20 protein-coding genes are annotated in these 26,771 nt (G+C 66.1%); 12 read left to right on the plus strand and 8 right to left on the minus strand.

The genetic code is table 11. The features are described 5' to 3' along the window. The first annotated feature begins 1 nt into the window (after position 1). From TSA1_RS20940 to TSA1_RS20950, 3 genes are all read left to right on the plus strand, one after another. Positions 2-3,469: an SEL1-like repeat protein gene (locus tag TSA1_RS20940; protein ID WP_100177990.1), complete on the plus strand. Its 3,468-nt coding sequence runs from the start codon at positions 2-4 to the stop codon at positions 3,467-3,469. A 371-nt stretch (positions 3,470-3,840) separates the two neighbouring features. Beyond that, positions 3,841-4,758, plus strand: coding sequence for a sulfite exporter TauE/SafE family protein (locus TSA1_RS20945; RefSeq protein ID WP_100177991.1), 918 nt, complete (start codon positions 3,841-3,843; stop codon positions 4,756-4,758). Beyond that, entirely contained in the window at positions 4,755-5,525 is a 771-nt protein-coding gene (locus TSA1_RS20950) for a TIGR02186 family protein (protein WP_100177992.1), read from the plus strand. The genes TSA1_RS20945 and TSA1_RS20950 overlap by 4 nt, the downstream gene beginning before the upstream one ends. Before the next feature lie 135 nt (positions 5,526-5,660). Here TSA1_RS20950 and TSA1_RS20955 read toward each other — a convergent pair whose 3' ends face one another. Together TSA1_RS20955 and TSA1_RS20960 are read right to left on the minus strand one after the other, a co-directional pair. After that, positions 5,661-6,434 carry an MBL fold metallo-hydrolase gene (locus TSA1_RS20955; protein WP_100177993.1) on the minus strand — a complete coding sequence of 258 codons (774 nt, stop codon included), beginning with the start codon at positions 6,432-6,434 and terminating at the stop codon, positions 5,661-5,663. Positions 6,435-6,447: 13 nt separating this feature from the next. Next, positions 6,448-7,359 (minus strand): DMT family transporter, encoded by a 912-nt coding sequence (locus TSA1_RS20960; protein ID WP_100177994.1) that lies wholly within the window; start codon positions 7,357-7,359, stop codon positions 6,448-6,450. A 96-nt stretch (positions 7,360-7,455) separates the two neighbouring features. On the opposite strand from TSA1_RS20960, the gene TSA1_RS20965 reads away from it, so the two are divergent. After that, positions 7,456-8,319 (plus strand): LysR family transcriptional regulator, encoded by an 864-nt coding sequence (locus TSA1_RS20965; RefSeq protein WP_100181252.1) that lies wholly within the window; start codon positions 7,456-7,458, stop codon positions 8,317-8,319. Between the two features lie 36 nt (positions 8,320-8,355). Here the strand turns inward: TSA1_RS20965 and TSA1_RS20970 are convergent, their stop codons facing one another. Then, complete coding sequence (locus TSA1_RS20970; RefSeq protein WP_100177995.1) at positions 8,356-8,601, minus strand: hypothetical protein; 246 nt, start codon at positions 8,599-8,601, stop codon at positions 8,356-8,358. A gap of 205 nt (positions 8,602-8,806) precedes the next feature. On the opposite strand from TSA1_RS20970, the gene TSA1_RS20975 reads away from it, so the two are divergent. Both TSA1_RS20975 and TSA1_RS20980 read left to right on the plus strand, forming a co-directional pair. Continuing rightward, positions 8,807-11,323, plus strand: coding sequence for a glycogen/starch/alpha-glucan phosphorylase (locus tag TSA1_RS20975; RefSeq protein WP_174718995.1), 2,517 nt, complete (start codon positions 8,807-8,809; stop codon positions 11,321-11,323). Between the two features lie 169 nt (positions 11,324-11,492). Next, positions 11,493-12,308: an acyl-CoA thioesterase gene (locus TSA1_RS20980; protein ID WP_100181254.1), complete on the plus strand. Its 816-nt coding sequence runs from the start codon at positions 11,493-11,495 to the stop codon at positions 12,306-12,308. Between the two features lie 208 nt (positions 12,309-12,516). Here TSA1_RS20980 and TSA1_RS20985 read toward each other — a convergent pair whose 3' ends face one another. The 4 genes from TSA1_RS20985 to TSA1_RS20995 all read right to left on the minus strand — a co-directional run bounded on the left by TSA1_RS20985 (position 12,517) and on the right by TSA1_RS20995 (position 18,707). After that, the gene (locus tag TSA1_RS20985; protein WP_100177996.1) at positions 12,517-14,133 is read right to left on the minus strand and encodes a phosphoenolpyruvate carboxykinase; all 1,617 of its coding nucleotides are present in this window, start codon (positions 14,131-14,133) and stop codon (positions 12,517-12,519) included. Positions 14,134-14,417: 284 nt separating this feature from the next. Beyond that, a complete protein-coding gene (locus TSA1_RS20990) occupies positions 14,418-17,012 on the minus strand; it encodes a CHAT domain-containing tetratricopeptide repeat protein (RefSeq protein WP_100177997.1) in 2,595 nt (864 codons plus the stop codon). A 739-nt stretch (positions 17,013-17,751) separates the two neighbouring features. Next, entirely contained in the window at positions 17,752-17,895 is a 144-nt protein-coding gene (locus TSA1_RS39345; RefSeq protein WP_161497254.1) for a hypothetical protein, read from the minus strand. A 77-nt stretch (positions 17,896-17,972) separates the two neighbouring features. After that, entirely contained in the window at positions 17,973-18,707 is a 735-nt protein-coding gene (locus TSA1_RS20995; protein WP_100177998.1) for a HugZ family pyridoxamine 5'-phosphate oxidase, read from the minus strand. Between the two features lie 242 nt (positions 18,708-18,949). Here TSA1_RS20995 and TSA1_RS21000 point away from each other — a divergent pair, with 242 nt between their 5' ends. The 5 genes from TSA1_RS21000 to TSA1_RS21020 all read left to right on the plus strand — a co-directional run bounded on the left by TSA1_RS21000 (position 18,950) and on the right by TSA1_RS21020 (position 22,962). Beyond that, the gene (locus TSA1_RS21000; RefSeq protein WP_008542552.1) at positions 18,950-19,651 is read left to right on the plus strand and encodes a response regulator transcription factor; all 702 of its coding nucleotides are present in this window, start codon (positions 18,950-18,952) and stop codon (positions 19,649-19,651) included. Positions 19,652-19,765: 114 nt separating this feature from the next. Next, positions 19,766-21,562, plus strand: coding sequence for a sensor histidine kinase (locus TSA1_RS21005; protein ID WP_174718996.1), 1,797 nt, complete (start codon positions 19,766-19,768; stop codon positions 21,560-21,562). Positions 21,563-21,588: 26 nt separating this feature from the next. Next, complete coding sequence (locus tag TSA1_RS21010; RefSeq protein WP_100181256.1) at positions 21,589-22,113, plus strand: HPr kinase/phosphorylase; 525 nt, start codon at positions 21,589-21,591, stop codon at positions 22,111-22,113. A 133-nt stretch (positions 22,114-22,246) separates the two neighbouring features. Then, on the plus strand, positions 22,247-22,648 hold the full coding sequence (locus tag TSA1_RS21015) for a PTS sugar transporter subunit IIA (protein WP_007597752.1): 402 nt from the start codon (positions 22,247-22,249) through the stop codon (positions 22,646-22,648). Further along, the gene (locus TSA1_RS21020) at positions 22,645-22,962 is read left to right on the plus strand and encodes an HPr family phosphocarrier protein (RefSeq protein ID WP_100177999.1); all 318 of its coding nucleotides are present in this window, start codon (positions 22,645-22,647) and stop codon (positions 22,960-22,962) included. Before TSA1_RS21015 ends, TSA1_RS21020 begins: the two co-directional genes overlap by 4 nt. Before the next feature lie 140 nt (positions 22,963-23,102). Here the strand turns inward: TSA1_RS21020 and TSA1_RS21025 are convergent, their stop codons facing one another. Further along, positions 23,103-24,728, minus strand: a complete 1,626-nt coding sequence (locus tag TSA1_RS21025) for a glycosyltransferase family 39 protein (RefSeq protein ID WP_100178000.1) — start codon at positions 24,726-24,728, stop codon at positions 23,103-23,105. A 114-nt stretch (positions 24,729-24,842) separates the two neighbouring features. Between TSA1_RS21025 and lepA the strand changes: the two genes are divergently transcribed. Beyond that, a complete protein-coding gene (gene lepA, locus TSA1_RS21030; protein ID WP_100178001.1) occupies positions 24,843-26,654 on the plus strand; it encodes a translation elongation factor 4 in 1,812 nt (603 codons plus the stop codon). Positions 26,655-26,771 lie beyond the last annotated feature (117 nt).

Below are 26,771 nucleotides of genomic sequence, written 5' to 3' on the forward strand. Positions count from 1 at the left end.
CATGAATTCGCGCGTATCGTGGAGTGTCGACGGCATCGATCCATCCGTCAGGGAGCGGGCCGAAGCTGCTGCGCGTCGTGCAGGCATGTCGCTCAATGATTGGCTCAACTCCACGCTCGGCGAGACTGCCCCGCCAAACTTTCGCGCCCCTTACGATCAGCGTCCGCAAGCCCCCCAGATTCCGAGCCAGGAGAGCCGCGAAGTCGCCGACATCCACCAGCGGCTCGACGCGATCACCCAGCAGATCGAACGGATTTCAAAGCCCGCGCCGCGCCAGGATTCTTCGCGCCAGGACCCGTCGCGACAGGACGTCTCGCGCGAGCAGGGCGTCGCGCGCCAGCTCAACGACGCGATCTCGCGCCTCGATGCACGGCTGTCGCAGATCTCCCGTCCGCAGCAGCCGCCGGCGCAGCAACCTCAGGCGCCACGACCGGCGCCTGCGCCCTCCCCCGTTGAAGCGCGCCAGCGCCAGGCCGACGCAGTCGAGCGGGCAGCAGCTCAAGTCTATCGCAACGCCCCGCCCCTGAGCCCCGCATCGTTCGACGTCGCCGTCGCCGAGATCACGGCGCGCCAGAGCGAGCTCGACGGCTTTACGCCGCGGCAGATGCCGCCGCGCGCCGCACCTTCGATTGCGCCCGCAGCAGCGCCTTACATGCCCCCGATGGCGCCGCCCGCGCCTGCCTATGCTCCGCCGCCACCGCCGCCGGGGCCGGATTTCTCCTCGCTCGAGCGCCATCTGCTCAAGATCACGAGCCAGATCGAATCGCTGCAGCGGCCCGACAATACCGAGCAGGCGATCAACGCCTTCCGCAGCGAACTCGCCGAGATCCGCGCCGCCATCACCGAGGCGATGCCGCGGCGCGCGATCGAATCGATCGAGAACGAGATCCGCTCGCTGCACCGCCGGATCGACGAGACGCGCTCCAACGGCACCGACGGCCAGGTGCTGGCGGGCATCGAGCACGCGCTGTCCGACATCAAGCAGGTGCTGCGCACGCTGACGCCGGCCGAGCAGCTCACCGGCTATGACGAGGCGATCCGCAATCTCGGCGCCAAGCTCGACCTGATCCTGCGCGCCAATGACGATCCCTCGACGGTGCATCAGCTCGAAAGCGCGATCTCGGCGCTGCGCGGCATCGTCTCCAACGTCGCCTCCAACGAAGCGCTGGCGCGGCTTTCGGACGACGTCCAACTGCTGTCGTCCAAGGTCGACCAGGTCACCCGTGCCTCCGGCCCCGGCGACAGCTTCGCGGTGCTGGAGCAGCGCATCGCCGCGCTCACGGCTGCGCTGGAAACCCGCGAGCGGCCGCAGCCGTCCGAGAGCACCGAGCATCTGGAAGCCGCGATCCGCGCGCTCTCGGACCGTTTCGACCGTATGCAGGTCGGCAACGATTCCGCCTCGACCTTCGCGCATCTCGAACAGCGCGTCTCGTATCTGCTGGAGCGGATCGAAGCCGCCTCCGACCCGCGCAACGGCAATCTGAGCCGTGTCGAGGACGGGCTGCACGACATCCTCAGGCATCTGGAACGGCAGCAGGCGACCTATTCGGCCCTCGCCGAGAGCCGCAACTCGGCGCCTGCCGATTCCGGAATGGTCGATCTGGTCAAGCGCGAGCTCTCCGACATCCGCTTCAGCCAGGTCGAGACCAACCGCAGCACCCAGGACTCGCTCGAAGCCGTTCATAGCGCGCTCGGCCATGTGGTCGATCGCCTGTCCATGATCGAAGGCGATCTGCGCGCCGTGCGCACGGCGCCGCCGGCCCCGGCGCCGCAGCCGATGGCCATGCCCATGGCTGCTCCCATGGCCGCTCCGATGGCGCACGCGCCTGTTGCGCGCGAGCCGCTGCCGCAAGCCCAGCAGCAGCCGAAATACGATCCGAAGCCGGAGCTGCCGAACCCTGCCGCCGCGCAGGCGCAGCAAACCGCCTTCGCCGCCGCGCCGCGCGAATTCCACGCCGCTGCCGCGCCCGCCGCGCCGCCGCCGCCGGTGCCATCGGCTCCGCCGGTGCCACCGCGCGCGATCAGCGAAATTCTGGAGCCCCATACCTCACGCGCGGCGCTCGCGCCCGAATTGCCGCCGGATCACCCGCTCGAGCCGGGCACGCGGCCGGGCGGGCGCGTCGCCACGCCGTCGGAGCGCATCGCCGCCTCCGAGAGCGCGATCAGCGACATTCCCGCCGCGCCAAAAGAGCCGGTGTCGTCGTCGAGCTTCATCGCGGCCGCCCGCCGCGCTGCCCAGGCTGCTGCCGCGCAGCCGGAGAAGCCGGCGCGCGGTGCCAAGGGTGGTGCAAAGGCCGGGGCCGATCGTGCCAAGGACAAGGGCAAGGACGGCGGTTCGACCTTCACCTCGAAGATCCGCTCGCTGCTGGTCGGCGCGAGCGTGGTCGTGATCGTGCTCGGCACCTTCAAGATGGCGATGAACCTGCTCGAGGGCAGCCCGCCGCCGGCGCCGCAGGCCATGGACAATACGTTGAGCCAGCCCGCGCCGCAGGCGCCGCCGCCGGTGATCGAGAACAAGCCCGCCACGCCCGAGCAGGTCACGCCGTCGATGACCTCGCCGACGCCGATCGGCCGGCAATCCCAGAACAACGCCGCGCCGGCCGCTGCTGCGCCCGGTCCGGCCAGCTCGGCCTCGGTTGAGATTCCGCCGGCGCCCGCCGCAGCGGTGCCGCCACCTGCCGCGAGCAGCGACATCACTGGCGCACTCTCTGGCGCGAGCCGCGCCAAGCTCAGCCTCGTCCAGGTACCGCCGAGCGAAAAGCTGCCTGACGGCATCGGCGGCCCTGGCCTGCGCAGCGCCGCGATGAGGGGCGATGCGACCGCGGCCTACGAGATCGGCGTGCGCTTTGCCGAGGGCAAGGGCGTCGCCACGAACTACGACGAAGCCGCGAAATGGTACGACCGCGCCGCGCAGGCCGGGGTGATCCCCGCGACCTTCCGCCTCGGCACGCTCTATGAGAAGGGCCTCGGCGTGAAGAAGGACGCCGACATCGCCCGCCGCTACTACACCCAGGCCGCCGAGCGCGGCAACGCCAAGGCGATGCATAATCTCGCGGTGCTCGATGCCGATGGCGGCGGACGCGGCGCCAACTACAAGAGCGCGGCGCAGTGGTTCCGCAAGGCCGCCGATCGCGGCGTCGCCGACAGCCAGTTCAACCTCGGCATCCTCTATGCCCGCGGCATCGGCGTGGAGCAGAACCTCGCCGAATCCTACAAATGGTTCAGCCTGGCGGCCGCCCAGGGTGATGCGGATGCCGCCGGCAAGCGCGACGACGTCGCCAAGCGCCTCGACCCGCAATCGCTCGCTGCCGCCAAGCTCGCGATCCAGACCTTCAGCGCCGAGCCGCAGCCCGACGACGCCGTCAACGTTGCGGCCCCGAACGGCGGCTGGGACAGCGCGCCGCAGGCCAGCGCCAAGCCCGCACCGAAGCCGGTCGCAGCCAAGCGCTCGGCCTCCGCGGCGCATTGAAGGCGAATAGCTCTTAGGCCGACAGAACGCGCCGCACACTCGGAGCACCTCTTCCGCTCGCGGGAGAGGTCGGCGTCCGGGGCGATGCGAAGCATCGTCCCGCGCGCCGGGTGAGGGCTTTCTCCTCTCGGGGGTTGTCCCGCTGTGGAGATACCCTCTCCCCAGCCCTCCCCCGCAAGCGGGGAGGGAGCGCATCTCGCGCTGTCGCAACGATCGAGCCCAATTCACACCCATTTTCCGCATTCACCACGCCCGAAATTCCCGGTCCCTCCCGCCTCCGAATTCCGCTATTGAGGGACGCGGCAATCGTTCCGACCGTCCGGCGGGCATTTGCGCACAATCGATCCGTCTCGCCGGAGCGTGGTCCATCGATGCAGCTCTACCTTCCGATCGCCGATCTTCCCGTCAACGTCTTCCTGGTGCTGGCGATGGGCGCGGCCGTCGGCTTCGTCTCGGGCATGTTCGGGATCGGCGGCGGCTTCCTGATGACGCCACTGCTGATCTTCATCGGCATCACGCCGGCGGTCGCGGTGGCATCGGTGGCGAGCCACATCGCGGCCTCCTCCTTCTCCGGTGCACTGTCCTATTGGCGACGGCGCGCGATCGATCCGGCGCTGGCAAGCGTGTTGTTATGCGGCGGCGTCACAGGAACGGCGCTCGGCGTGTGGACCTTCACCCAGCTCCGTGCGCTCGGCCAGCTCGATCTGATGATCGCGCTCTCCTACGTCGTGCTGCTCACCGCCGTCGGCAGCCTGATGTTCTCCGAAGGCCTGCGCGCCCTGATGCGGACCCGGCGCGGCACGGTGCCGCCGCGACGCACGCACAACTGGATCCACGGCCTGCCGCTGAAGATGCGCTTCAAGCGCTCGAAGATCTACCTCTCGGTCATCCCCGTGGTGGTGGTCGGCATCATGATCGGCTTCATCGGCGCCATCATGGGCATCGGCGGCGGGTTCATCCTGGTGCCGATCATGATCTATCTCTTGCGGGTGCCGACCTCGACGGTGATCGGGACCTCGATGGTGCTGACGCTGGTCACCATGCTGTTCGCGACCATGCTGCACGCGGTGACCAATCATCTCGTCGACGCCGTGCTGGCGCTGATCCTGATGGTCGGCGGCGTCACCGGTGCGCAGTTCGGGGCGCGTGCCGGCCAGAGGATCCGCGGCGAGCAGCTGCGGCTGCTGCTCGGGCTCCTGATTCTCTCGGTCGGGATCCGCTTCGCGATCGAGCTGGTGATCCAACCCTCGGATCTCTTCACCATCCGCGAGATGGGAGTGAGCGGATGATCCGCGCAACGCTGGCGCTCCTGTTCGTCCTGCTGCTCGGCCCGGCCGCGCGCGCCGAGCGGCTGATCGTGTCGGTCTCCAACCACCGCGTCACGGTGACGCCGAACTATTCCGGCGAGGAGCTGGTGCTGTTCGGCTCGGTCGAGAAGGACGCCACGACGCCCGCCGACCGCAAGGCCTATGACCTCGTCGTCACCGTGATGGGCCCGCGCGCCGACATGGTGACGCGGCGGAAGGAACGCACCTTCGGCATCTGGATCAACACCGACTATCGCCAATTCCTGCAGGTGCCGAGCTATCTGGCGCTGTTCGCCAACCGCCCCTTCGAGGCCATCACCTCGCCCGAGATCGCGCGGCGGCAGCAGATCGGGCTCAACAACGTGCTGCTGACGCAGCGGGTCAGCGGCGACTTTGCCGACGTGGTGCCGAACGACGCTTTTCGGTCCGCGTTCATTCGCTTGCGCACCCAGCGCGGGCTCTATCGCGAGGACGGAAGCGCCGTGACGTTCCTGACGCCGACGCTGTTCCGCACCGGCATTCCACTGCCGGCGGAGGTGCCGATCGGGACCTATGACGTGGAGATCAAGCTGTTCGCGAACGGCGCCTTCATCGGCAAGACCGAGACCGCGTTCGAGATCGTCAAGGTCGGCTTCGAGCAGTTCGTCGCGACGACGGCGCGGCAGAACGGACTGATCTACGGCCTCGTCACCGCCGCGATGGCGCTGATGACGGGCTGGATGGCGTCGATCGTGTTCAGGAAGGATTGAGGGGCGCGCGTCCCACTCATTTGCCGTCATGCCCGGGCTTGTCCCGGGCATCCACGTTCTTGGTGCAGCGACAAAGACGTGGATGGCCGGGTCAAGCCCGGCCATGACGTAGAGAGGGGAGTACGCGACTGCGAGCTACGGCGCCTCCACCACTGTCGGGACGCCCGGCTCCAGGAGGCGCAACCGCGTTCCGAAGCCGAGCGCGTCGAACGTCTTGCGCAGATCCTCGCCGTTCTGGCGGAAATGCGCCCAGCCTTCGGTATGCAACGGCACGATCGTCGCATCGGGGAAGGCGCGCGCGGTCTCGATGGTGTCGTTGGTGTCCATGGTGAGATGGAACGGCCCGCGCGTCTGCGCGGCGCCCGCGAAGGGCAGCACCACACCGCATTTGAAGCGGCGCGCGACCTCGGCGACGCCGTCGAACCAGGTGGTGTCGCCGCTGACATAGACCGCGCTGGTGTCCTTGCGGCTCGATGCCACCACGAAGCCGATGACGTCGCCGGACAGCGGCTCGATCCCGGCCGGGCCATGGCGCGCCGGCGTCGCGGTGATGGTCAGCGTGTTGCCGTCGCGGTCTTTCAGCTGCGCGGTGCCCCACGGCGCAAGCCCTTCGACATGGCCGCCGAGGCGCTTTGCGCCCGCCTCCGTCGTCAGCACGCGCTTGACCTTGTGGAGATCGTCGCGGCCCGAATTGTCGAGATTGTCCGAATGCTGGTCATGGCTGAGCAGCACGGCATCGACCGGGCCGATCGCATCGGCCTTGAGCGCGGGGCCGATGGTCTTCTCCAGCGTCACATGCGGCAGCTGATAGGCGCCGGGCGCATCGAAGGTCGGATCGGTGAGCAGGCGGAAGCCGTCGATCTCGATCAGCGCCGTCGGGCCGCCGATCAGGGTGATGGAAACGGGCATGAAAGTTCTCCTCTTACGCGACGGGCTTTGCGGGGCGCGTCACCAGGTAGATGCCAAGCGCGACCGGAATGATGCCGAGCAGGTCACGCGCCTCGACATGCTCACCAAGGACCAGATACGCGAACAGCATGCCGAGCGGCGGCATCAGGAAATGATAGGCGCTGGCGGCGGTCGCGCCGCACACTTTCAGGAGATGGAACCAGAGCCAGTAGGCGAGGATCGAGCCGCCCAGCACGAGGAAGGCGAAGGCGCCGATCAGGCTGGGCGTGACATCGATCGCGTGGATATCGGCGAAGGTGAGCGCGACCGGCGTCAGCGCGAGGCCGGCGGCCAGGTTCTGCACGCCGTTGCCGATCCACAGGGATCCCTTCGGTGCGAGCAGCTTGAACAGAATGGTGCCGGCGACGATCGAGGCAAGCGAAGCCAGTGTGAAGAGGATGCCGTGAAGCGAGTCGGTGCCGACCGACAGCCGATGCCAGACGATCGCCGTCACGCCGATGACGCCGAGCAAGAGGCCGCCCGCCTTGCGCCAGGTCATGCCTTCGCCGAGCAACAGGGCCGCGAGCGCCGCAGTGAAGACCGGATTGGCCGAGACGATCAGGCCGCCGAGGCCGGCGGAGACCGATTGCAGGCCGGTGTAGCCGAGGCCGAGATAGAGCGCGTTGTTGGCGATGCCGAGCACGGCGAAGATCGCGGCATCACGCCAGGACAGCGACCAGGCCTCGCCGCGGATCAGGGTGGCCCCCAGGATCAGGACGCCGGCCAGCGAGAAGCGCGCAGCGAGCAGGATCAGCGGCGGGCAATGGGTGACGCCGATCTTGCCGGCGACGAAGGCGTAGCTCCAGAGCAGGCAGAACAGGCCGATGGCGAGCGGCAACGTGTTGAAGCGGCCGCGCGGCACCGAAATCGAGGGGGCGAGGGACATGCGTGATCTCCTGGGCCCTCGATCTAGGGACGCCGCTTGTCATTTGGAAATTAAATGATTAACTGCCTATAAGTGGATTTTCGAATGGAGGCGGCCATGCTCGATCTCGAGCTGCTGCGCAGCTTCGTCTCGGTGGTCGAGGCCGGCGGCTTCACCCGCGCCGGTGAGCGTGTCCACCGCACGCAGTCGACCGTCAGCCAGCAGATCAAGCGGCTGGAGGACGACATCGGCCAGGTGCTGCTGCATCGCGACGGCAAGACCATTCGCCCGACCGAGGCCGGCGAGCGGCTGCTCTCCTATGCGCGCCGGCTGCTCTCGCTGGCCGAGGAGGCGCGCGACGTGCTGCGCCAGCCCGGCGGCGAAGGCGCGATCCGGCTCGGCATCCCCGAGGATTTCGCGGCGTACCGGCTGACCAAATTGTTGGGCGCGTTCGCGCGCTCGCATCCCGGCCTGCGGCTCGACGTGCGCGCCGACCAGAGCAAGCACCTCGCCCGCGATCTCGAGCGCGGCGAGCTCGACCTTGCGCTTTTCAAGCGTGCCGCCGGTGAGAAGGGCGCGATCGCGGTGTGGCCCGAGCGGGTGCATTGGGTCACCAGCAAGAGCCATCCGGTGGATGTCCACGCCGCATCCGTGCCGCTGATCGGCTTCCCGACCGGCTGCCTCTACCGTGCAGGCGCCATCCACGCGCTGGAAAGCATCGGCCGCGCCTGGCACATGGCCTATTCCTCGTCGAGCCTTGCCGGAATCCAGGCCGCGGTCGCCGCCGGCATGGGCCTCAGCATCCTGTCGGAGATGTCGATCCAGTCCGACCACCGCGTGCTGACGGCCAAGGACGGCTTTGCGCCGATCAACAGGACGGAGGTGGCGTTGATGGCCGCGCCGGATGCGAGCCCGGCAACGCTGCGGCTTGCGGATCGTCTCGCCGAGTTTTGCGATGCGGTGCAGGCCAAGGCAGCGTGAAGGCGGCTTGAATTCCTCAGCGTCGCCGCCCGCCCCTCAATTCGCCGCGGACATCAGCCTGGTGCCGCACGCATTCGCATAGAACTTGCCGCCGCATTGGCGCTTGATGGCGGCGCAGCGGGAAGCGGGCGAGGCATTCTGTGGAACGGTGAAGCCGCAGCTCAAACCGTCGGCGCTGCGGCCGGGCTTGCCGGCGGCCAACGCGGCACTGGAGGCGCTGATGCAGACGACGAGCAGGGCCGCGGCGGCGATTTCGATCAGCACTCGCTTCAGCAGTTTCATGGGAATGCTCCTCCACACTGATGGCTGAATCTGTCTGCAATCTAGCACCGAATCCCGGCTTCTCCGTGCTCGTCCGGGTTCCCAAAGCGGCCCGTTCCTTGCATAAATTTACGCCAGCGCAGTGCACGGCCGCACCAGTGACAGTTCCGGTGCAAGGGCAGGACGCGTAGGGTTAGTGGTGTTCTTTCGACAGGAAGTGACGGCTTTGCAAGATCAATCGTTCCAGCCCGGTTTTCCCGCTCCCACGCAGCCCATCGACGAGCTCGCGCTGGCTGAAATCAAGGGCGCGATCCTGGCGAAGCTGCGGCTTGCCATCGGCAAGGATGCCGGCATGGCGACCCGGCACGACTGGTACCAGGCCGCGGCGCTGGCGCTGCGCGACCGCATCGTGCATCGCTGGCTCACCGCCGAGAAGCACAGCTACGATGCGGGACGCAAGCGCGTCTATTACCTCTCGCTCGAATTCCTGATCGGCCGTCTGTTCAGCGACGCGCTGAACAACATGGGGCTCTTGAAGATCTTCGAGGTCGCGCTCGGCGATCTCGGCGTCTCGCTGCCGGAGCTGCGCAAATGCGAGCCGGACGCAGCCCTCGGCAATGGCGGCCTCGGCCGGCTCGCCGCCTGCTTCATGGAGAGCATGGCGACGCTGTCGATCCCTGCGATCGGCTACGGCATCCGCTACGATTACGGCCTGTTCCGCCAGATCATCAACCAGGGCTGGCAACAGGAATATCCGGACGAATGGCTGAGCTTCGGCAACCCCTGGGAATTGCAGCGGCCCGAGGTGATCTACGACATCAATTTCGGCGGCGGCGTCGAGCATGTCGACGACAAGGGCCGCGACCGCGCGATCTGGCATCCGGGCGAGACCGTGCAGGCGATCGCCTATGACACGCCGATCGTCGGCTGGCGCGGCCAGCACGTCAACGCGCTCCGCCTGTGGTCGGCGCGCTCGCCCGATCCGCTCAAGCTGGATGCCTTCAACCGCGGCGACTATGTCAGCGCCAGCGCCGAGCAGTCGCGCGCGGAAGCCATCTGCAAATTCCTTTATCCCAATGACGAGAGCCCGGCGGGCCGCGAGCTTCGGCTGCGCCAGGAATATTTCTTCGTCTCGGCCTCGCTGCAGGATCTGATCAAGCGGCATTTGTCGTCGGACGGCCAGCTGCGCAGCCTGTCGTCCAAGGTGGCGGTGCAGCTCAACGACACCCATCCGAGCCTTGCCGTCACCGAGCTGATGCGCATCCTCGTCGACCTGCACAATTTCCGCTGGGACGAGGCCTGGAAGATCACGGTCGCCACGCTCTCCTACACCAACCACACGCTGCTGCCCGAGGCGCTGGAGACCTGGCCGGTCGAGCTGTTCGAGCGGCTGCTGCCGCGGCACCTCGAGATCATCTACCGCATCAACGTGCAGCATCTTGCGCTCGCCGAGGCGCGCTGCCCCGGCGACATCGACTTCCGCGCCTCGGTCTCCCTGATCGACGAGAAGAGCGGGCGCCGCGTGCGCATGGGCCAGCTCGCCTTCGTCGGCTCGCACCGCATCAACGGCGTCTCGGCGATGCATTCGGACCTGATGCGCGAGACAGTGTTTCACGACCTCAACCATCTCTATCCCGGCCGCATCACCAACAAGACCAACGGCATCACCTTCCGCCGGTGGCTGATGCTGGCGAACCCGAAGCTGACCGATCTGTTGCGCGAGACCTGCGGCGACGCCGTGCTCGACGACCCGACCCAGCTGTCGCTGATCGAGGCGCGCGCCAGCGACGTCGAATTCCAGAAGAAGTTCCGCACCGTCAAGCTTCACAACAAGACGGCGCTGGCGCGCCTGATCGGCGAGCGGCTCGGCATCAAGGTCGACCCGACCGCTTTGTTCGACGTGCAGATCAAGCGCATCCACGAATACAAGCGCCAGCTGCTCAACGTCATCGAGACGGTCGCGCTGTACCAGGCGATCAAGGACGATCCGGGCGGCAATTGGGTGCCGCGGGTGAAGATCTTCGCCGGCAAGGCTGCGGCGAGCTACCGCTACGCCAAGCTGATCATCAAGCTGATCAACGACGTCGCCGAGGTCGTCAACAACGATCCCGCCATCGGCGGCAAGCTCAAGGTCGTGTTCCTGCCCGACTACAATGTCAGCCTCGCCGAGGTGATCATTCCCGCCGCCGACCTCTCCGAGCAGATCTCGACCGCCGGCATGGAAGCCTCCGGCACCGGCAACATGAAGCTTGCGCTGAACGGCGCCATCACCATCGGCACGCTCGACGGCGCCAATATCGAGATCCGCGACCATGTCGGCGCCGAGAACATCGCGATCTTCGGCATGGAGGCCGGCGACGTGATGATCCGCCGCAAGCAGGGGCTGGACGCCTCCGACGTGATCCGGAATTCGCCGAAGCTGCAGCGCGCCATCAACGCGATCGGCGGCGGCGAGTTCTCGCCGGGCGATCCCGGCCGCTTCGAATCGATCGCGCATGCGCTGCGCTATCTCGACCATTACATGGTCAGCGCCGATTTCGATTCCTATTACGAGGCACAACGCGCGGTCGACGCGCGCTGGCTGGTGACGCCGGCCTGGACGCGCGCCTCCATCCTCAACGTGGCGCGCATGGCCTGGTTCTCCTCCGACCGCACCATCCGCGAATATGCCGAGGAGATCTGGGACGTGCCGGTCAACCCGACCACGCCGCTGCTGCCGAACCTGCGCGACGCCGCGGGCTGATTTTTCCGCGACGTGGAAGCGTGCGTGATCTGCGAGGTCATTGCACAGCCATCCAATGGCTGTGATATGACGACCGTCATTCCGGAGCGGCTCGTAGAGCCGAACCCGGAATCTCGAACTTCCGGGTTCGATGCTGCGCATCGCCCCGGAACGACGGACGGAGATGAAAATGCACGCCAAGCTCCCGCACCCCTTCGACGAGGCGACCCGCATCACCGCCGGTGACTCGAGCTGGCAGGGGCACACCAGCGATGATTACTGGGCCTTTGTCGGCCCGTTCGGCGGCGCCACCGCCGCGACGATTCTGCGCGCGCTGATCGAGCATCCGCAACGCGCCGGCGATCCGCTCGCGCTCACCGTCAATTACTGCGCGCCGATTGCCAAGGGCCCGTTCGACCTCGACGTGCGGCTGGTGAAGGCCAATCGCTCCAGCCAGCACTGGAGCGTCGAGCTCAGCCAGGGCGGCGGCGAGGTCGCAACGCTCGCCACCGCGGTGTTCGCCGAGCGGCGGCCGTCCTGGGAGCATCGGGTGGCGCAATACCCGGATGCCAAGCCATTCGAGGAGACGCTGCCGTTTCCGAAGATCCAGGCGTCCTGGGCCAACCAGTACGAATTCCGCTTCGTCGAGGGCGAGATGCGGATCGGCCCGCCGCAGGCCGAGCTGGCCAGCACCTATTCGAAGATCTGGATCAGCGACCGCACGCCGCGCAAGCTCGACATGCTGTCGCTGATGTCGATGTCTGACGCTTTTTTCGGCCGCATCTTCCACGCACGGCGCGAGCTGGTGCCGTTCGGCACGGTGTCGCTGACGACGTACTTCCACACCGACGGCGAAGAGCTCGCGGCCGAAGACATCACGCGCGTGCTGGCGACGGCGGATTCAAAGATCATGCACAAGAGCTACGCCGACCAGAACGCCGAGCTGTGGTCGCCGAACGGACGGCTGCTCGCGACCACGACGCAGATCGCGTATTTCAAGGCGTGATCTTCTTACCCTCTCCCCTTGTGGGAGAGGGTGGCTCGTCGCGTAGCGACGAGACGGGTGAGGGGTTCTCTCCGCGACAAAGCTCTACGAATGCGCGGATGGAACCCCTCATCCGGCGCTTCGCGCCACCTTCTCCCACAAGGGGAGAAGGAGAAAACAAAAAGGGCGGCCTTGCGGCCGCCCTTTTGCACTTCGATCAGAGCGGAGACTACTCCGCCGCGAGCTTCACGTCCGGAGCCGCCGCGCGCACGTCGGCGTCGACCTGGGCTTCGAACTTGGCAAAGTTCTTCTGGAACATGCCGACCAGCGCGCGGGCGGTCTTGTCGAACTCGTCCTTGTCCTTCCAGGTGTTGACCGGGTTGAGGATCTCGCTGGGCACGCCCGGCAGCGCGGTCGGGACCGCGAAGCCGAAATATTTGTCGGTGCGGAATTCGACGTTGCGAAGCGAGCCGTCGAGCGCGGCGGTGAGCAGCGCACGCGTCACCTTGATCGGCATGCGCGAGCCCGTGCCGTACTTGCCGCCGGTCCAGCCCGTGTTGACCAGCCAGCAATCGACATTGTGCTGGGCGATGAGGTCGCGCAGCATGTTGCCGTAGACGGAGGGATCGAGCGGCAGGAAGGGCGAGCCGAAGCAGGTCGAGAACTCCGGCTGCGGCTCGTTGCCGAGACCGCGCTCGGTGCCGGCGACCTTGGCGGTGTAGCCGGACAGGAAGTGATACATCGCCTGCGCCGGCGAGAGCTTGGCGATCGGCGGCAGCACGCCGAAGGCGTCGGCGGCGAGCATCACCACGTTCTTCGGCTGCGGCGCCCGGCCGGTGCGCGAGGCGTTGGGGATGAAGTCGAGCGGATAGGCCGAACGCGTGTTCTCGGTCTTGGAGCCGTCGTCGAAATCCACCACGCGGGTGTCCTCGTCGAGCACGCAGTTCTCGAGCACCGCGCCGAAGCGGGTCGATGCCGCATAGATCTGCGGCTCGGCTTCCTGCGACAGCTTGATGCACTTGGCGTAGCAGCCGCCTTCGAAATTGAAGACGCCGTTCGGGCCCCAGCCGTGCTCGTCGTCGCCGATCAAGGTGCGGTTGGGATCGGCCGACAGCGTGGTCTTGCCGGTGCCGGACAGCCCGAAGAAGATCGCGGTGTCGCCCTTGGCGCCGACATTGGCCGAGCAGTGCATCGGCATCACGCCGCGCTCAGGCAGGTAATAGTTCAGCGTGGTGAAGACCGACTTCTTCATCTCGCCGGCATAATAGGAGCCGCCGATCAGCACGATCTTGCGGGCGAAGTCGATCGCGACGACGTTCTCCGACTTGCAGCCATGACGCTTGGGATCGGCGCGGAAGCTCGGCATGTCGATGATGGTGAGCTCCGGCACGAAGGTCGACAGCTCGATCGCCTCGGGGCGGATCAGCAGCGTGCGGATGAACAGCGAATGCCAGGCGAGCTCGGTGAAGACGCGCGTCTTGATCCGGTAGGCCGGGTCGGCACCGCCGTAGAGATCCTGCGCGAACAGCTTCTTGCCTTCGGCGTGCTTGAGGAAGTCCTGATAAAGCGTCTCGAACTGCTCTGCGGTGATCGACTGGTTGCCGGCCCACCACATCTTCTTGTCGGTGGTGGCGTCGCGCACCGTGAACTTGTCCTTCGGGCTGCGCCCGGTGAACTCGCCGGTGTCGGCGCAGAGCGCGCCGTCAGCCGACAGCACCGCCTCGCCCGCTGCGAGCGAGTACTGATAGAGTTGCGGCGCACCGAGGTTCCAGTGAACCTGCTTGAGATTCTTTAAGCCGAATTTGTCGGCGCCGAAGGCACCGTTGCGCACGCCCGTCTCTTGCACGAAAAAATCCTCCTAGAACCCGCGACACCCAGCGCGACCAAGTTTGGGCGCCATCGCGGTCACCGTGATGAATGGGCCATTCGGCCTCGGCTGAACGACCTAATACTGTTGAACGCTGGCGTTGCCAAGCTGATCCCGCAGGATTTGGTTTATTCAAGGACCGCGCCAAACGTCGCGCATGTCAGCCTTGAACGGGAGCAACGAGAAAACGCAAATGATCGCGCAACCAAATGCGCGTTTGCGCGTTACGTCAGGTTATTGCGACGCACAATCCCTGCGTCTTCTCATCTTACCTCGCCTTCGCCGATCAGTGCGAACGGCCCCCACATCGCAGGATAGGCGTTGCGCGGCGACGAGGCGTCGTCAACAAAAGTTAACATCGCGCGGCGCAGGGCTTCGGCACGACCGATCCCTGGTTCGTTCTTGAGCAAATCGAAAGTCGAAATGGTCAGGCGGGTGGCGGCTTCCGAATCCACCGCCCAATGCGAGACCAGGAGCGCCCGGGCACCTGCGTAGAAGAACGAGCGCGCCAATCCCGACAGCGCCTCGGCGCCGGGCTTGTCGCCGGCGATGGTGTTGCAGGCGGACAGCACCACCCAATCGGCGTTGAGCTTGAGCTGAGCCACCTCGCTTGCGGTCAGAAGACCGTCGTCGAGCTCCGACGGCTGATCGGGAATGGACAGCGCAAGCGAAGGCTCGCCCAGTCCCTTGACGTCGCCGGCCACGAGGCCGTGGGTGGCGAAGTAGATGATGCCGTATTGAGCAAGCGCTGCACGCTTCAACGTCGTTTCGCTGGCATCGCGTCCGAGATGGATGTCGGCATCGGTGGCGCCGACATCCCGCGCCACGGCGTTCAGCTCGTCCGCAGTGTCGGGCAGTTGCGGCAGCGCCTGCGCCAGCCGCGCGCGATCGACGCCGGCGCCGCGCCAGAAGTCGGTATAGGCCATCGTCGCGATGCTGCGCGCGGCGACCTTGCCGCTTGCAGCGCGACGGTCGGCAGGTCCATCGGCGGCGGGATTGAAGACCGGGTCGCCGAAGCCGGTCATCGGCTTTACGCCCTGATCCTTGCGGGCGAAGGCACGCAGCGATTTCAGGGAGATCACCGAGGGCAGAACCGAGACGGCCTGACGCCGCAGCAGCCAGGCGGCGTCACGATAACCTTCGAGCCTGTCCGGAATCGCCGCCTGCGGCGTCTCCGTCACCAGGAGATGAAACGGCAGGGCCGTCAGCGCCGCGGACGGCACCACCAGCAGATTGCGCTTATCCCTGGTCAACGCCTCGACCGGGCCGAGCAGCGCGACATAGAGCTCATGGGCGAGCGCAAGATCGAACAGGCCCGATTTGCCGGAGGCATCGCGCGCCTTGCCGACATCCAGCCCCTTGCGGAAGGCGGATACTCTCCGCGCCATCTCGTCCGCGCCGAGCGGGACCTCCTTCCAGTCGGCGCCGTCGCGCGTGATCGCGACGACGTAGCTCTGCTTGTCGACAACGGTATAGATCACCATCGCCTCGTCGGCGGACAGCAGCGGCTGGATGTCCTTCACCGCCAGCGGCAGCGGGTTGGAGAGCGAGGCGTAATCGGGAAACTCGCTCGCCAGCGTCTTTTGCAAGCCTGCGCGCTCGTTCGCGATCGTCACAATCCGCGCGCGGCTGCGCTGCTCGGTTGCCGCGTCGCGCTGAGCCGACGGCTTCGACACCGCGGTGATGATCGCCTTGTCGAGCGCTTCAGCCTCGGCGGCGAGATCCTGATCCCGGCGCACCAGCTCGGCGAGCCGGTCGCTGCCGGCCGCCAGCCGCACCGCGAGCTTGTTCACGGCAGAGGCGGCGGAGGATTGCGTGCCACGCTGGATCGCGGCGAGCGCGTCATCCAGAGCCTTGTCGCTCGCCAGGAGCGCTTGCTGGCGTGCGGCGAACAGGATCGGCAGCACGACGCGCAGCTGCGCGCGATTGCCGGCAAGCGTCTTCTCCGCGAACGGCAAAGCGTCGGCGGTCCGGCCCGACACCTGAAGGAAATATGCGAGATTGCTGGTCGAGGTCGCCACATCAGGGTGATCAGGTCCAAGCGCCCGCTCGCGGATGGCGAGCGCGCGGCGATACAGCGGCTCGGCCTCGGCGTAGCGCTGCTGATGCTCGTAGAGCCCGGCGAGATTGTTCAGCGAACGCGCGACGTCGGGATGGTCAGGTCCCAGCACGTTCTCGCGGATGGCGAGCGAGCGCTTGATCGGCGCCTCGGCCTCCGCGTCGCGGTTGAGGTCGCGATAGAGCTGACCGAGATTGTTCAGCAGGGTTGCGACCGCAGGATGCTCGGGGCCGCCGACCTTCTGATAGATCGCAAGCGCACGCTGGAACAGCGGCTCGGCCTCGGCGAGACGCTGCTGCTTCACATAATATGTGGCGAGATTGTTGAGCGACTGGCCGACGTCGGGATGCTCGCGCGACAGCGCCTGCTCGCGGACGGCCAGCGCGCGCCTGAACAGCGGCTCGGCTTCGGTGAAGCGACTCTGCCGCTGATAAAGCGCCGCGAGATTGTTCAGGAGCGGCGCGATCTCGACGCTGCCCTGACCGGTCCCCTTCTCCATCAGCGCGATGGCGCGCTTGTAGAGCGGCTCGGCCTGATCGTCGCGGCCCTGGTCGGCGTAGATCTGCGCGAGATTGTTGAGCGCCGCGGCGAGGTCGCGGTTGTTGCTGGTCTTCTCCAGCGAGGCCACCATGGCCTGCGCCAGCGGCAGCGCCTCCGTATATTTGCCGGCGCTGCGGAGCGCATTGATGCGCGCGCTCTGCGCCGAGAGGTCGGCCTTCTGGGCAAAGCCCGGCGCGGCACACGACGTGGTGATCGCGAGCGCCAGACCCGCAGCCAATGCCAAACGACGACGCGCCATGAACCCTCTCGCTGCGAGCTTCAAAAACCTGTCGTCTTGGGTCGCCGCGACGGGTCACAGCGTTCAAATTGTCGCGTTCTAGGGGGTACTCGTACTCATCATCCATCGCTCGGTTTGGGCGCTCTCGCTGATGGGGCAGAAGGGAAATTGTGCCATGGGAGCTGCTGATCGCGTCCTTCTTTGCGCCGGCAATCGCATGAGCAACGCGCAACCTCACTCCAGCCCGGGCCGACAGAGGCCAGAGTAGAGCAACCCACCAAAATCGTAGAAAAACGGTCTCCTGAGATCCTGAATGACCCCGTGCAATTGTAAAAAACCAACGTTCACGAACCCTCGGTCGGGAGGCGAGGAATACATGACCTTGAATGATGATCCGCGGGGGCTTGTGCCGGGATCGATTACAGACGTCTTCGGCCAACCCTTCGATCTAAAGGGACGCGGCCCGATCATCTCTCCCGTCTCAATATCGACTTGGAAACGATCACCAATCTTACCCCCTGCACCGCCGCCCGAATTGGCTTCCAGAGCTCCGGCATCGCTCAGTTTGTAGACGCTAACGACTGCACACGTGTAAGGCCGTGCTATCTGAGCCGCTGCCGGAATCGGCAACAAGGCAACAACAGCCGCGACAGATACGAACCCGGACACCAGGACCTTCGACAAAGGCCATGGCTTTGTTGATGCCGAAAATTTTGGTGGCCTCATTGCGAGTCCTGCAAAGCCACTGTTCATTCGGGACCTACCCTTCGCTGGCGAGGTCGCGGTTGTTGCTGGTCTTCTCGAGCGAGGCCACCATGGCCCGCGCCAGCGGCAGCGCCTCCGCATATTTGCCGGCGATCGCAAGCGCCAGACCCGCAGCCAATGCCAAACGGCGACGCGTCATGAACCCTCTCGCTGCGAGCCTCAAGATCTACCGTCTTGGGTCGCAGCCATGGGTCGCGGCGTTCAATTTGCTGCGTTCTAGTCCATCTTGCTGCGGGCCTCGCCAGCCAGGCGCACCAGCATCTTGCGCAACGACGTGCCGTCGGTGACCCGCTCCGGGAAGTCCAGCCGCAGCGCGGTCTGGCCGTCCTGCATGTCGAGACCTTCCGGATCGCAGCCGGTGCAGCGCCAGTCGCCCGCGGCGGCGCCCAGGAGCTTCGTCGCATAGAGGCCCATGGTCTCGCGGTGATCGGCGTTCATGTGTTCGACCGCGCCCTCCTCCGCCGCCAGCAGGTCTTCGGCGCCGGTGAGGTCCGTAAGGAACCGCTCGGGCTTGAGGTCGACGATCCGGCCGAAGCCGGCCACCAGATGGGTTCCCGTGGGGCGAATCCGGAAGAAGGAGAAATCCTTAAAGGAAACAAAGCCTTCCGCCGAGGGATGGGCATTGAGATACCGCCGCTGCAGGAGATCCTTGTCGGCATCGGCCTGCTCCGCCCGGCCCGACAGCATGATCCGGGCTCCCTCCAGCGGATCGCCCGCCGCCCGCTCGTCCAGCATCAGGGAGACCCGGCTGTCCGCCAGGATGTTCCTGGTGTGCACGGCGAGGCCCGAGATCAGCAGAATCGGCGAGCCGTCGGGATGGCTCGCCAGATTGACCAGAGAACAATAGGGATCGCCGCTCCCGGCCATCAGGGTGGCCAAGGCCCCCTGCCGCGACCGCCGCAGCAGCGATTTGGCCAGTTTTCCGGGGTCGAAATCAGGGGTCGGTTGCATCGGCTTTCTCGGCTCAGGTGGTTGCAAGGGGGGCCTTTATTCGGGTAAACGGGGGCCCGGTTATGGGTCGACATGCGGCGAATCTGCCGTGTTTCGTGGAACTTGGTCACACTTCAGCCCAGCTTGCATTGCTCGGTGACAAGGTTCGAACGCCGACATCGGCACCCATGTATGCGGCGCATCAGTGGATTGCTCGCCGTTTCAAGCCACGACCCAAAACGGAAAGCAGAAAGCAGAGGCTCATGCCCACAATCGCTTTGGTCGACGACGACCGCAACATTCTCACATCCGTCTCGATCGCGCTGGAAGCCGAAGGCTACCGCATCATGACCTACACCGACGGCGCCTCCGCGCTCGACGGTTTCCGCACCACCCAGCCCGATCTCGCCATCCTCGACATCAAGATGCCGCGCATGGACGGCATGGAGACGCTGCGCCGTCTCAGGCAGAAGTCCGACCTGCCGGTGATCTTCCTGACCTCCAAGGACGAGGAGATCGACGAGCTGTTCGGCCTCAAGATGGGCGCCGACGACTTCATCCGCAAACCGTTCTCGCAGCGCCTTCTGGTCGAGCGCGTCAAGGCCGTGCTGCGCCGCTCGGCGCCGAAGGACCCGACGGTCGCGCCGAAGGAGAACGACGCCAAGGCGCTCGACCGCGGCCTTCTGCGCATGGATCCGGAACGCCATACCTGCACCTGGAAGAACGAGCCGGTGACGCTGACCGTCACCGAATTCCTGATCCTGCAGGCGCTGGCGACCCGGCCCGGCGTGGTGAAGAGCCGCAACGCGCTGATGGACGCCGCCTATGACGACCAGGTCTATGTCGACGACCGCACCATCGACAGCCACATCAAGCGGCTGCGCAAGAAGTTCAAGGTGGTCGACAACGAGTTCGAGATGATCGAGACGCTCTACGGCGTCGGCTACCGTTTCAAGGAAGCCTGAGGCGGCTGGCCGCCTCACGAAAGACGAGCGCATCGCCGGTTCTGATTCCATCGGGACCGGGATCGCCCTAGAATATGGGGACCTCTCAACGCCGTCCTAACGCGGGCGTAAGCATTGCTTGACCGAACGCAGCCTGATCCAAACCAGAGCGCCGAGGATGTCGCATCCGGCGGCGTGCCGGAGCAATCTTCCGGAGACAAGCCGCAGGGCTTCCGACCGCTGAACTGGCTGAAGCGCGCCGGGCAGTTCTTCTTCGCGCTATCCTTCTCCAGCCTGACCCGCCGCATCGTCTCGCTCAACCTCGCCGGCCTCGTCGCGCTGGTTGCCAGCATCCTCTATCTGTCGCAATTCCGCGCCGGCCTGATCGATGCGCGGGCGCAGAGCCTCCTGGTCCAGGCCGAGATCATCGCCGGCGCCATCGCGGCCTCCGCCACGGTGCAGACCAATGCCATCACCATCGATCCCGACCGGCTGCTCGACCTCAAGCCGGGCGAGACCTATGGCGGCTCGGACGAATATTCGCCGCTGGACTTCCCGATCAATCCGGAGCGCGTCGCGCCGGTGCTGCGCACGCTGATCTCGCCGACCAAGACCCGCGCCCGCATCTACGATCCGAACGGCAGCCTCTTGGTCGACAGCCGCAACCTCGAAAACGTGCTGCGCTACAATCTGCCGCCGCCGGCCGAGAAGCCCGGCATCGTCGAGCGCGGCATGGTCGCGGTGCGCACCTGGCTGAACCGCGGCGACCTGCCGCTCTATCGCGAGCTCGGCCCCGAGAACGGCAACGGTTATGCGGAGGTGGCCGACGCGCTCCAGGGCCAGAAGCGCTCGATGGTGCGGGTCAATGCGCGCGGCGAGGTGATCGTCTCGGTCGCGGTTCCCGTGCTGCGCTCGCGCGCGATCCACGGCGCCCTGATGCTGTCGACGCAAGGCGACGACATCGACCAGATGGTCACCGCCGAGCGCCTCGCGATCCTCAAGGTCGGCGGCGTCGCGGCCGCCGTCATGATCATGCTGTCGCTGCTGCTCGCCAGCACGATCGCAGGTCCCGTGCGCCGGCTCGCCGACAGCGCCGAGCGCGTCCGCCGACGCATCAAGGCCCGTATCGAGATTCCCGATTTCACCCGCCGCCGCGACGAGATCGGCCATCTCTCCGGCGCGCTGCGCGACATGACGAGCGCGCTCTACAGCCGCATCGAGGCGATCGAGATGTTCGCCGCCGACGTCGCGCATGAGCTGAAGAACCCATTGACCTCGCTGCGCTCGGCGGTCGAGACGCTGCCGCTGGCGCGCAACGAGACCAGCCGCGCGCGCCTGCTCGAGGTGATCGAGCACGACGTCAAGCGGCTCGACCGCCTGATCTCCGACATCTCCGACGCCAGCCGCCTCGATGCCGAATTGCAGCGCCAGGATGCGATCCCGGTCGATCTGCGCCGCCTGCTGACGACGCTGGTGTCGGTCGCCAACGAAACCAAGCTCGGCCATGACGTCGCGGTCGAGACGCGCTTCGAGGGCCGTAGCCCGACCGACACCTTCGCCGTGAGCGGCCACGATTCACGGCTCGGACAGGTCGTCTCCAACCTGCTCTCCAACGCGCAATCCTTCTCCGAACGCGGCAGCAAGGTGCGCCTCACCTGCCGCCGCGTCCGCGGCGAGATCGAGATCGTGGTCGACGACGACGGCCCCGGCATCCGCGACGACGCGCTGGAGCGCATCTTCGAGCGCTTCTACACCGATCGTCCGCATCAGGGTTTTGGCCAGAACTCCGGCCTCGGCCTGTCGATCTCCAAGCAGATCGTCGATGCCCATGGCGGACGCATCTGGGCCGAGAACCGCGCAGGTCCGCCCGATGACGAAGGTGTTCCGACCGTCACGGGCGCGCGCTTCGTGGTGAGGCTGCCGGCGCTATGAGCCAAGGCAGCTTGAACGAAGACAGCCTGAACGACGGCGAGCCCAGCGTTCACGCCTCCGCGGTCAAGGTCGGGCATCTGGCGGTGCTGATCCGCGGGCCCTCGGGCTCCGGCAAGTCGCGCCTTGCCTTTGATTTGATCATGGCGGGCCGCGCTGGGGTGATCGAAAGGGCCGTTCTGGTCGGGGACGACCGTGTCCATCTGGCGACAGTCGGCCATGAAATTGAGGTCCGGCCCGCGCCGCGCCTGGCCGGCCTGATCGAGATCCGGGGCCTCGGGATTCGCCGCTGCGACTTCGTGGAGCATGCGACCGTCGGTCTCGTGGTCGATCTGGGCGCCGCGGACGCGGAGCGCCTGCCGCCGGCCGAATCCCTGAAAACCAGCATTTCTGGTGTCGAAATACCGCGAATCCCCGTTGCGCGCGACTATTCGCCCCTCCCGCTGGTTGTCGCGGCCTTGACCACTACCAAGAGTTCATCTTCCGTTAACCTTTCCGGCGATTGTTTGAAGGGAAATGGTAACCATATGAACCCCACTATCGCGACCGAATAGACCGGCGCAGCTCCCCTCATCCATCCGTCTAGATTCAGGGAGATACGCAACATCCCCTCTTGCGCGGGGGCTCTGGATGGTCAAAGTGGCGCGTTCGTGCGGTGCACCAAAAGCGCCCGCGAGGAGTTTTCCGATGATTGGTCTAGTACTTGTGACCCACGGGCGCCTTGCCGACGAATTCAAGGCAGCGCTTGAACATGTCATGGGCCCACAAAAGCAAATCGAAGCGATCACGATCGGCGCCGAAGATGATTCCGATCTCTGTCGAAGCGACATCATCGAGGCGGTTAACCGCGTCGATTCCGGCGACGGCGTTGCGATCCTCACCGACATGTTCGGCGGCACGCCGTCGAACCTCGCAATATCCTGCATGAGCCGGCCCAAGGTCGAAGTGCTCGCGGGCATCAACCTTCCCATGCTGGTGAAGCTCGCCAAGGTGCGCGAGGAGCGTCCGCTACCCGACGCGATCGCGATGGCGCAGGAAGCGGGCCGCAAATACGTCACCATCGCCAGCCGGGTGCTCGCCGGCAAATGAGCGACGAGGCGCCACAAGCGGGGACAGGCGTGCCCGCGGGCGCGATTTCCAAGGATCTCCTGATCATCAACAAGCGCGGCCTGCACGCCCGCGCCTCCGCGAAATTCGTCCAGGCGGTCGAGCGTTTCGACGCGCAGGTCTGGGTCACGCGCGGCGGCGAGACCGTCGGCGGCACCTCGATCATGGGCCTGATGATGCTCGCCGCAGGACCGGGCACGACCATCACCGTCGCCGCCGCCGGCAATGACGCCGAAGCCGCGCTCGCGGCGATCACCGAGCTCGTTGAAAGCAAGTTCAACGAGGAAGGGATATAGGCCTCTCTCGTGTCCCGGACGCGGTGCGGCGCGGAGTGCCGCACCGCAGAGCCGGGACCCATGCCTCGACAATTGGACCCCGGATCTGCAGCACACCGCTACGCGCAGCGCTGCGTCCGGGGAACGTCCGTCCCGTTGCGTTACTGCTTGGGCGGCGCGATGTAGACGTTCCAGCTCATCGACGGACCGGCCCTGCCGTGGGTGAAGCGGCGCGTGGTCATCACCATGCGCTCGGCGTTCGGCGCGACGTCCGAGACCCACTTCTCGAACGCGGGCAGCCGGCCATCGGTCGGATCGAACACGCCGATGAAGCCGTATTTCTTGACGTCGTCGAGCGAGGTCAATCCGGAGGCCCAGGCCTCGTTCGGCGTGAACGCGGCCGGATGATCCGGGCTGTAGAACACCATCGGCTGGATCGTCTCCATCGTTCCCGCAACGACCGCCCAGCGCGAGGCGAAGCGCGCGTGCCAGGCCTGGGTCAGCTCGCGCGCGAGATCCGAGCGCGCGCCATAGGTTGCGGTGTTGCCGGCATTGGCCGCCATCTCGCGCGCGGCGATCCAGGGCGAGGCGGCCAGCGTCGCCGCGCTGAGCACGAGCCAGATCGCGGCGATGTTGAACAGGCTCGCGCCCTGCACGCGCAATGCAGGGATCGCGACCAGCGCCAGCGGCACCAGGAAGAACAGCGAGATGCCCCAATCGGTCTTCATGTAGATGCTGAAGACTAGCGCGCCGAGCGGCGGGCCGAGCGCGACGATGATCTGGATGATCCACACGTTCAGCGCTTGCGAAAGATTGACGCCCGGATTGGCGCCGCGCCGCCAGGCCCGCGTGACGATGTACAATGGCGCGCGCGCGAGCAGCGTCAACCACGGCGGCACCAGCGCCATTGCGAGCGCGGCCAGCGCCACCGGCAATGCAAGCAGTCCGAGATTATGCAGCATGTAGCCGGCGACGAGCTGATGCACCTGGCTGGCGTCCTGGAGACTGTAGGTGTCGCCGGCATAGGTCAGCGGCACGAAATGCGCATCCGCCAGCCAGACGATGTGCGGGATCATCGCCACCGCCATCGTCACGATGGCGACCCATGGCGCCGGCGAGGACAGGAATTTCAGCCGCTCGGGATGAATCAGCGCGGCAAGGCCGATGGCGCCGATCATCGTCAGCACCCAGTATTTGGTCATCAGCGCCAGCGCGCCGGCGAGCCCGAGCCAGATGCCCGACTGCCAGCTCCGCTTCTCGAACGCGTTGAGATAGGCGAGCACCAGCAGCGGCAGCGTGACGAGCTGCAGCAGATCGGGGTTGTACTTGAAGCCCTTGAAATTGAAGATCGGGTAGAGCGCGACCATCACCACGACCAGGAACGCGCGGCGCGCATCCACGACGCGCAAGGCCACCAGCCAGCAGATCACCATGCCGACGCCGACCGTCGCCATCGCCAGCGCATAGGTCGCCCAGTCCGTGGCCGGGAATGCCATGAACCAGAGGCCGGCGACCCAGCCCGACAGAGGCGGATGCTTGCCGTAGCCCCAGAGGAATTTCTGGCCCCAGCCATAGGCTTCCGCGACGTCCATGTGAACGTCCTGCGCCGCCTTGAGATTGATCAGGATGAAGGTCCAGAGCACCGCATGCAGGATGGCGAGCTGGATCACCAGCCACAATCTCGCCTCGGGGCGGACCGCGCAGGCAACCAGCCAGGCCCGGAAGCGGTCAAAGCTCAGGCGGGTCTTCGGACGCGCCCTCACGGTGGGGATCGAGGTGGTCGACATGGGCGCTTGCCTAGCGCGTTTTGGGCGATCGTGGAATCAGCTTGGCGTGAACAAAGGCCCTGAAAATACTGCAATAAGGTTGCCGCACGGGGATGTGAGTGGTATCCCGCGCCCATGACGACCGTCCCCATTTCCAACATCCGCAATTTCTCCATCGTCGCCCATATCGACCATGGCAAATCGACGCTGGCCGACCGCCTGATCCAGATGACCGGCGGCCTCTCCGACCGCGAGATGGCGGGCAAGGAGCAGGTGCTCGATTCCATGGACATCGAGCGCGAGCGCGGCATCACCATCAAGGCGCAGACGGTGCGCCTGCAGTACCGCGCCAAGGACGGCAAGGATTACATCTTCAACCTGATGGACACGCCCGGCCATGTCGACTTCGCCTACGAAGTCTCGCGGTCGCTGGCGGCGTGCGAAGGTTCCCTGCTGGTGGTCGACGCCAGCCAGGGCGTCGAGGCGCAGACGCTCGCCAACGTCTACCAGGCCCTCGACAACAATCACGAGATCGTGCCGGTCCTGAACAAGGTCGACCTCCCCGCGGCCGAGCCCGAGAAGGTCAAGCAGCAGATCGAGGACGTCATCGGCATCGACGCCTCCGACGCCGTGATGATCTCGGCCAAGACCGGCCTCGGCGTGCCCGACGTGCTGGAAGCCATCGTCACCCGCCTGCCGCCGCCGAAGGGCGATCGCGATGCGACCTTGAAGGCGCTGCTGGTCGACAGCTGGTACGACGTCTATCTCGGCGTCGTCGTTCTCATCCGCGTCGTCGACGGCGTCATGAAGAAGGGCAGCCGCGTGCGCATGATGGGCACGGGCGCGGCCTACGACGTCGAGCGCGTCGGCTTCTTCACGCCGAAGATGCAGCAGGTCGACGAGCTCGGCCCCGGCGAGATCGGCTTCATCACCGCCGCGATCAAGGAAGTCGCCGACACCCGCGTCGGCGACACCATCACCGACGACCGGAAGCCGGTGACGGAGATGCTGCCGGGCTTCAAGCCGGCGATCCCCGTGGTGTTCTGCGGCCTGTTCCCGGTCGACGCCGACGACTTCGAAACGCTGCGCGCCGCGATGGGCAAGCTGCGCCTCAACGACGCCAGCTTCTCCTTCGAGATGGAAACCTCGGCCGCGCTCGGCTTCGGCTTCCGCTGCGGCTTCCTCGGCCTGTTGCATCTCGAGATCATCCAGGAGCGGCTGTCGCGCGAGTTCGATCTCAATTTGATCGCGACCGCGCCGAGCGTGATCTACAAGATGAAGCTCACCGACGGCACCGAGCTCGAGATCCACAATCCCGTCGACATGCCCGACGTCGTCAAGATCGAGAAGATCCAGGAGCCCTGGATCGAGGCGACGATCATGACGCCCGACGAATATCTCGGCAGCGTGCTGAAGCTTTGCCAGGATCGCCGCGGCTCGCAGAAGGAGCTGACTTACGTCGGCTCCCGCGCGATGGTGAAGTACGATCTGCCGCTGAACGAAGTGGTGTTCGACTTCTACGACCGCCTGAAGTCGGTCTCCAAGGGCTACGCCTCGTTCGACTATCATCTCACCGACTACAAGCCGGCCGATCTCGTCAAGATGCAGATCCTGGTCAACGCCGAGCCGGTCGACGCGCTCTCGATGCTGGTGCATCGCACCCGCGCCGAGGGCCGCGGCCGCGCCATGGTCGAGAAGATGAAGGAGCTGATCCCGCCGCACATGTTCCAGATCCCGATCCAGGCGGCGATCGGCGGCAAGGTGATCGCCCGCGAGACGGTACGCGCCCTGCGCAAGGACGTCACCGCGAAGTGCTATGGCGGCGACATCACGCGTAAGCGAAAACTTCTGGAGAAGCAGAAGGAAGGCAAGAAGAAGATGCGGCAGTTCGGCAAGGTCGACATCCCGCAGGAAGCCTTCATTGCCGCGCTGAAGGTGGATAGCTGAGGCGACGCCGGGGCCGGGGCGGCCCGGCCTCCGGGGCCGACAAACAGGCGCTCTCCCGGGCGGCAAACAAAAAGTGCGAAAACAACCCCATGCACAGTAGCCGCCCCTTGGCGGCAT

The sequence above is a fragment of the Bradyrhizobium nitroreducens genome (assembly GCF_002776695.1).
Classification (GTDB): Bacteria; Pseudomonadota; Alphaproteobacteria; order Rhizobiales; family Xanthobacteraceae; genus Bradyrhizobium; species Bradyrhizobium nitroreducens.

Excerpts from the sequence above, each read along its gene's own strand:
- TSA1_RS20940 (WP_100177990.1), top strand. The coding sequence starts at position 2 with ATGAATTCGCGCGTATCGTGGAGTGTCGACGGCATCGATCCATCCGTC.
- TSA1_RS20945 (WP_100177991.1), top strand. The coding sequence starts at position 3,841 with ATGCAGCTCTACCTTCCGATCGCCGATCTTCCCGTCAACGTCTTCCTG.
- TSA1_RS20950 (WP_100177992.1), top strand. The coding sequence starts at position 4,755 with ATGATCCGCGCAACGCTGGCGCTCCTGTTCGTCCTGCTGCTCGGCCCG.
- TSA1_RS20955 (WP_100177993.1), bottom strand. The coding sequence starts at position 6,434 with ATGCCCGTTTCCATCACCCTGATCGGCGGCCCGACGGCGCTGATCGAG.
- TSA1_RS20960 (WP_100177994.1), bottom strand. The coding sequence starts at position 7,359 with ATGTCCCTCGCCCCCTCGATTTCGGTGCCGCGCGGCCGCTTCAACACG.
- TSA1_RS20965 (WP_100181252.1), top strand. The coding sequence starts at position 7,456 with ATGCTCGATCTCGAGCTGCTGCGCAGCTTCGTCTCGGTGGTCGAGGCC.
- TSA1_RS20970 (WP_100177995.1), bottom strand. The coding sequence starts at position 8,601 with ATGAAACTGCTGAAGCGAGTGCTGATCGAAATCGCCGCCGCGGCCCTG.
- TSA1_RS20980 (WP_100181254.1), top strand. The coding sequence starts at position 11,493 with ATGCACGCCAAGCTCCCGCACCCCTTCGACGAGGCGACCCGCATCACC.
- TSA1_RS20990 (WP_100177997.1), bottom strand. The coding sequence starts at position 17,012 with ATGGCGCGTCGTCGTTTGGCATTGGCTGCGGGTCTGGCGCTCGCGATC.
- TSA1_RS39345 (WP_161497254.1), bottom strand. The coding sequence starts at position 17,895 with ATGACGCGTCGCCGTTTGGCATTGGCTGCGGGTCTGGCGCTTGCGATC.
- TSA1_RS20995 (WP_100177998.1), bottom strand. The coding sequence starts at position 18,707 with ATGCAACCGACCCCTGATTTCGACCCCGGAAAACTGGCCAAATCGCTG.
- TSA1_RS21000 (WP_008542552.1), top strand. The coding sequence starts at position 18,950 with ATGCCCACAATCGCTTTGGTCGACGACGACCGCAACATTCTCACATCC.
- TSA1_RS21015 (WP_007597752.1), top strand. The coding sequence starts at position 22,247 with ATGATTGGTCTAGTACTTGTGACCCACGGGCGCCTTGCCGACGAATTC.
- TSA1_RS21020 (WP_100177999.1), top strand. The coding sequence starts at position 22,645 with ATGAGCGACGAGGCGCCACAAGCGGGGACAGGCGTGCCCGCGGGCGCG.
- TSA1_RS21025 (WP_100178000.1), bottom strand. The coding sequence starts at position 24,728 with ATGTCGACCACCTCGATCCCCACCGTGAGGGCGCGTCCGAAGACCCGC.
- lepA (WP_100178001.1), top strand. The coding sequence starts at position 24,843 with ATGACGACCGTCCCCATTTCCAACATCCGCAATTTCTCCATCGTCGCC.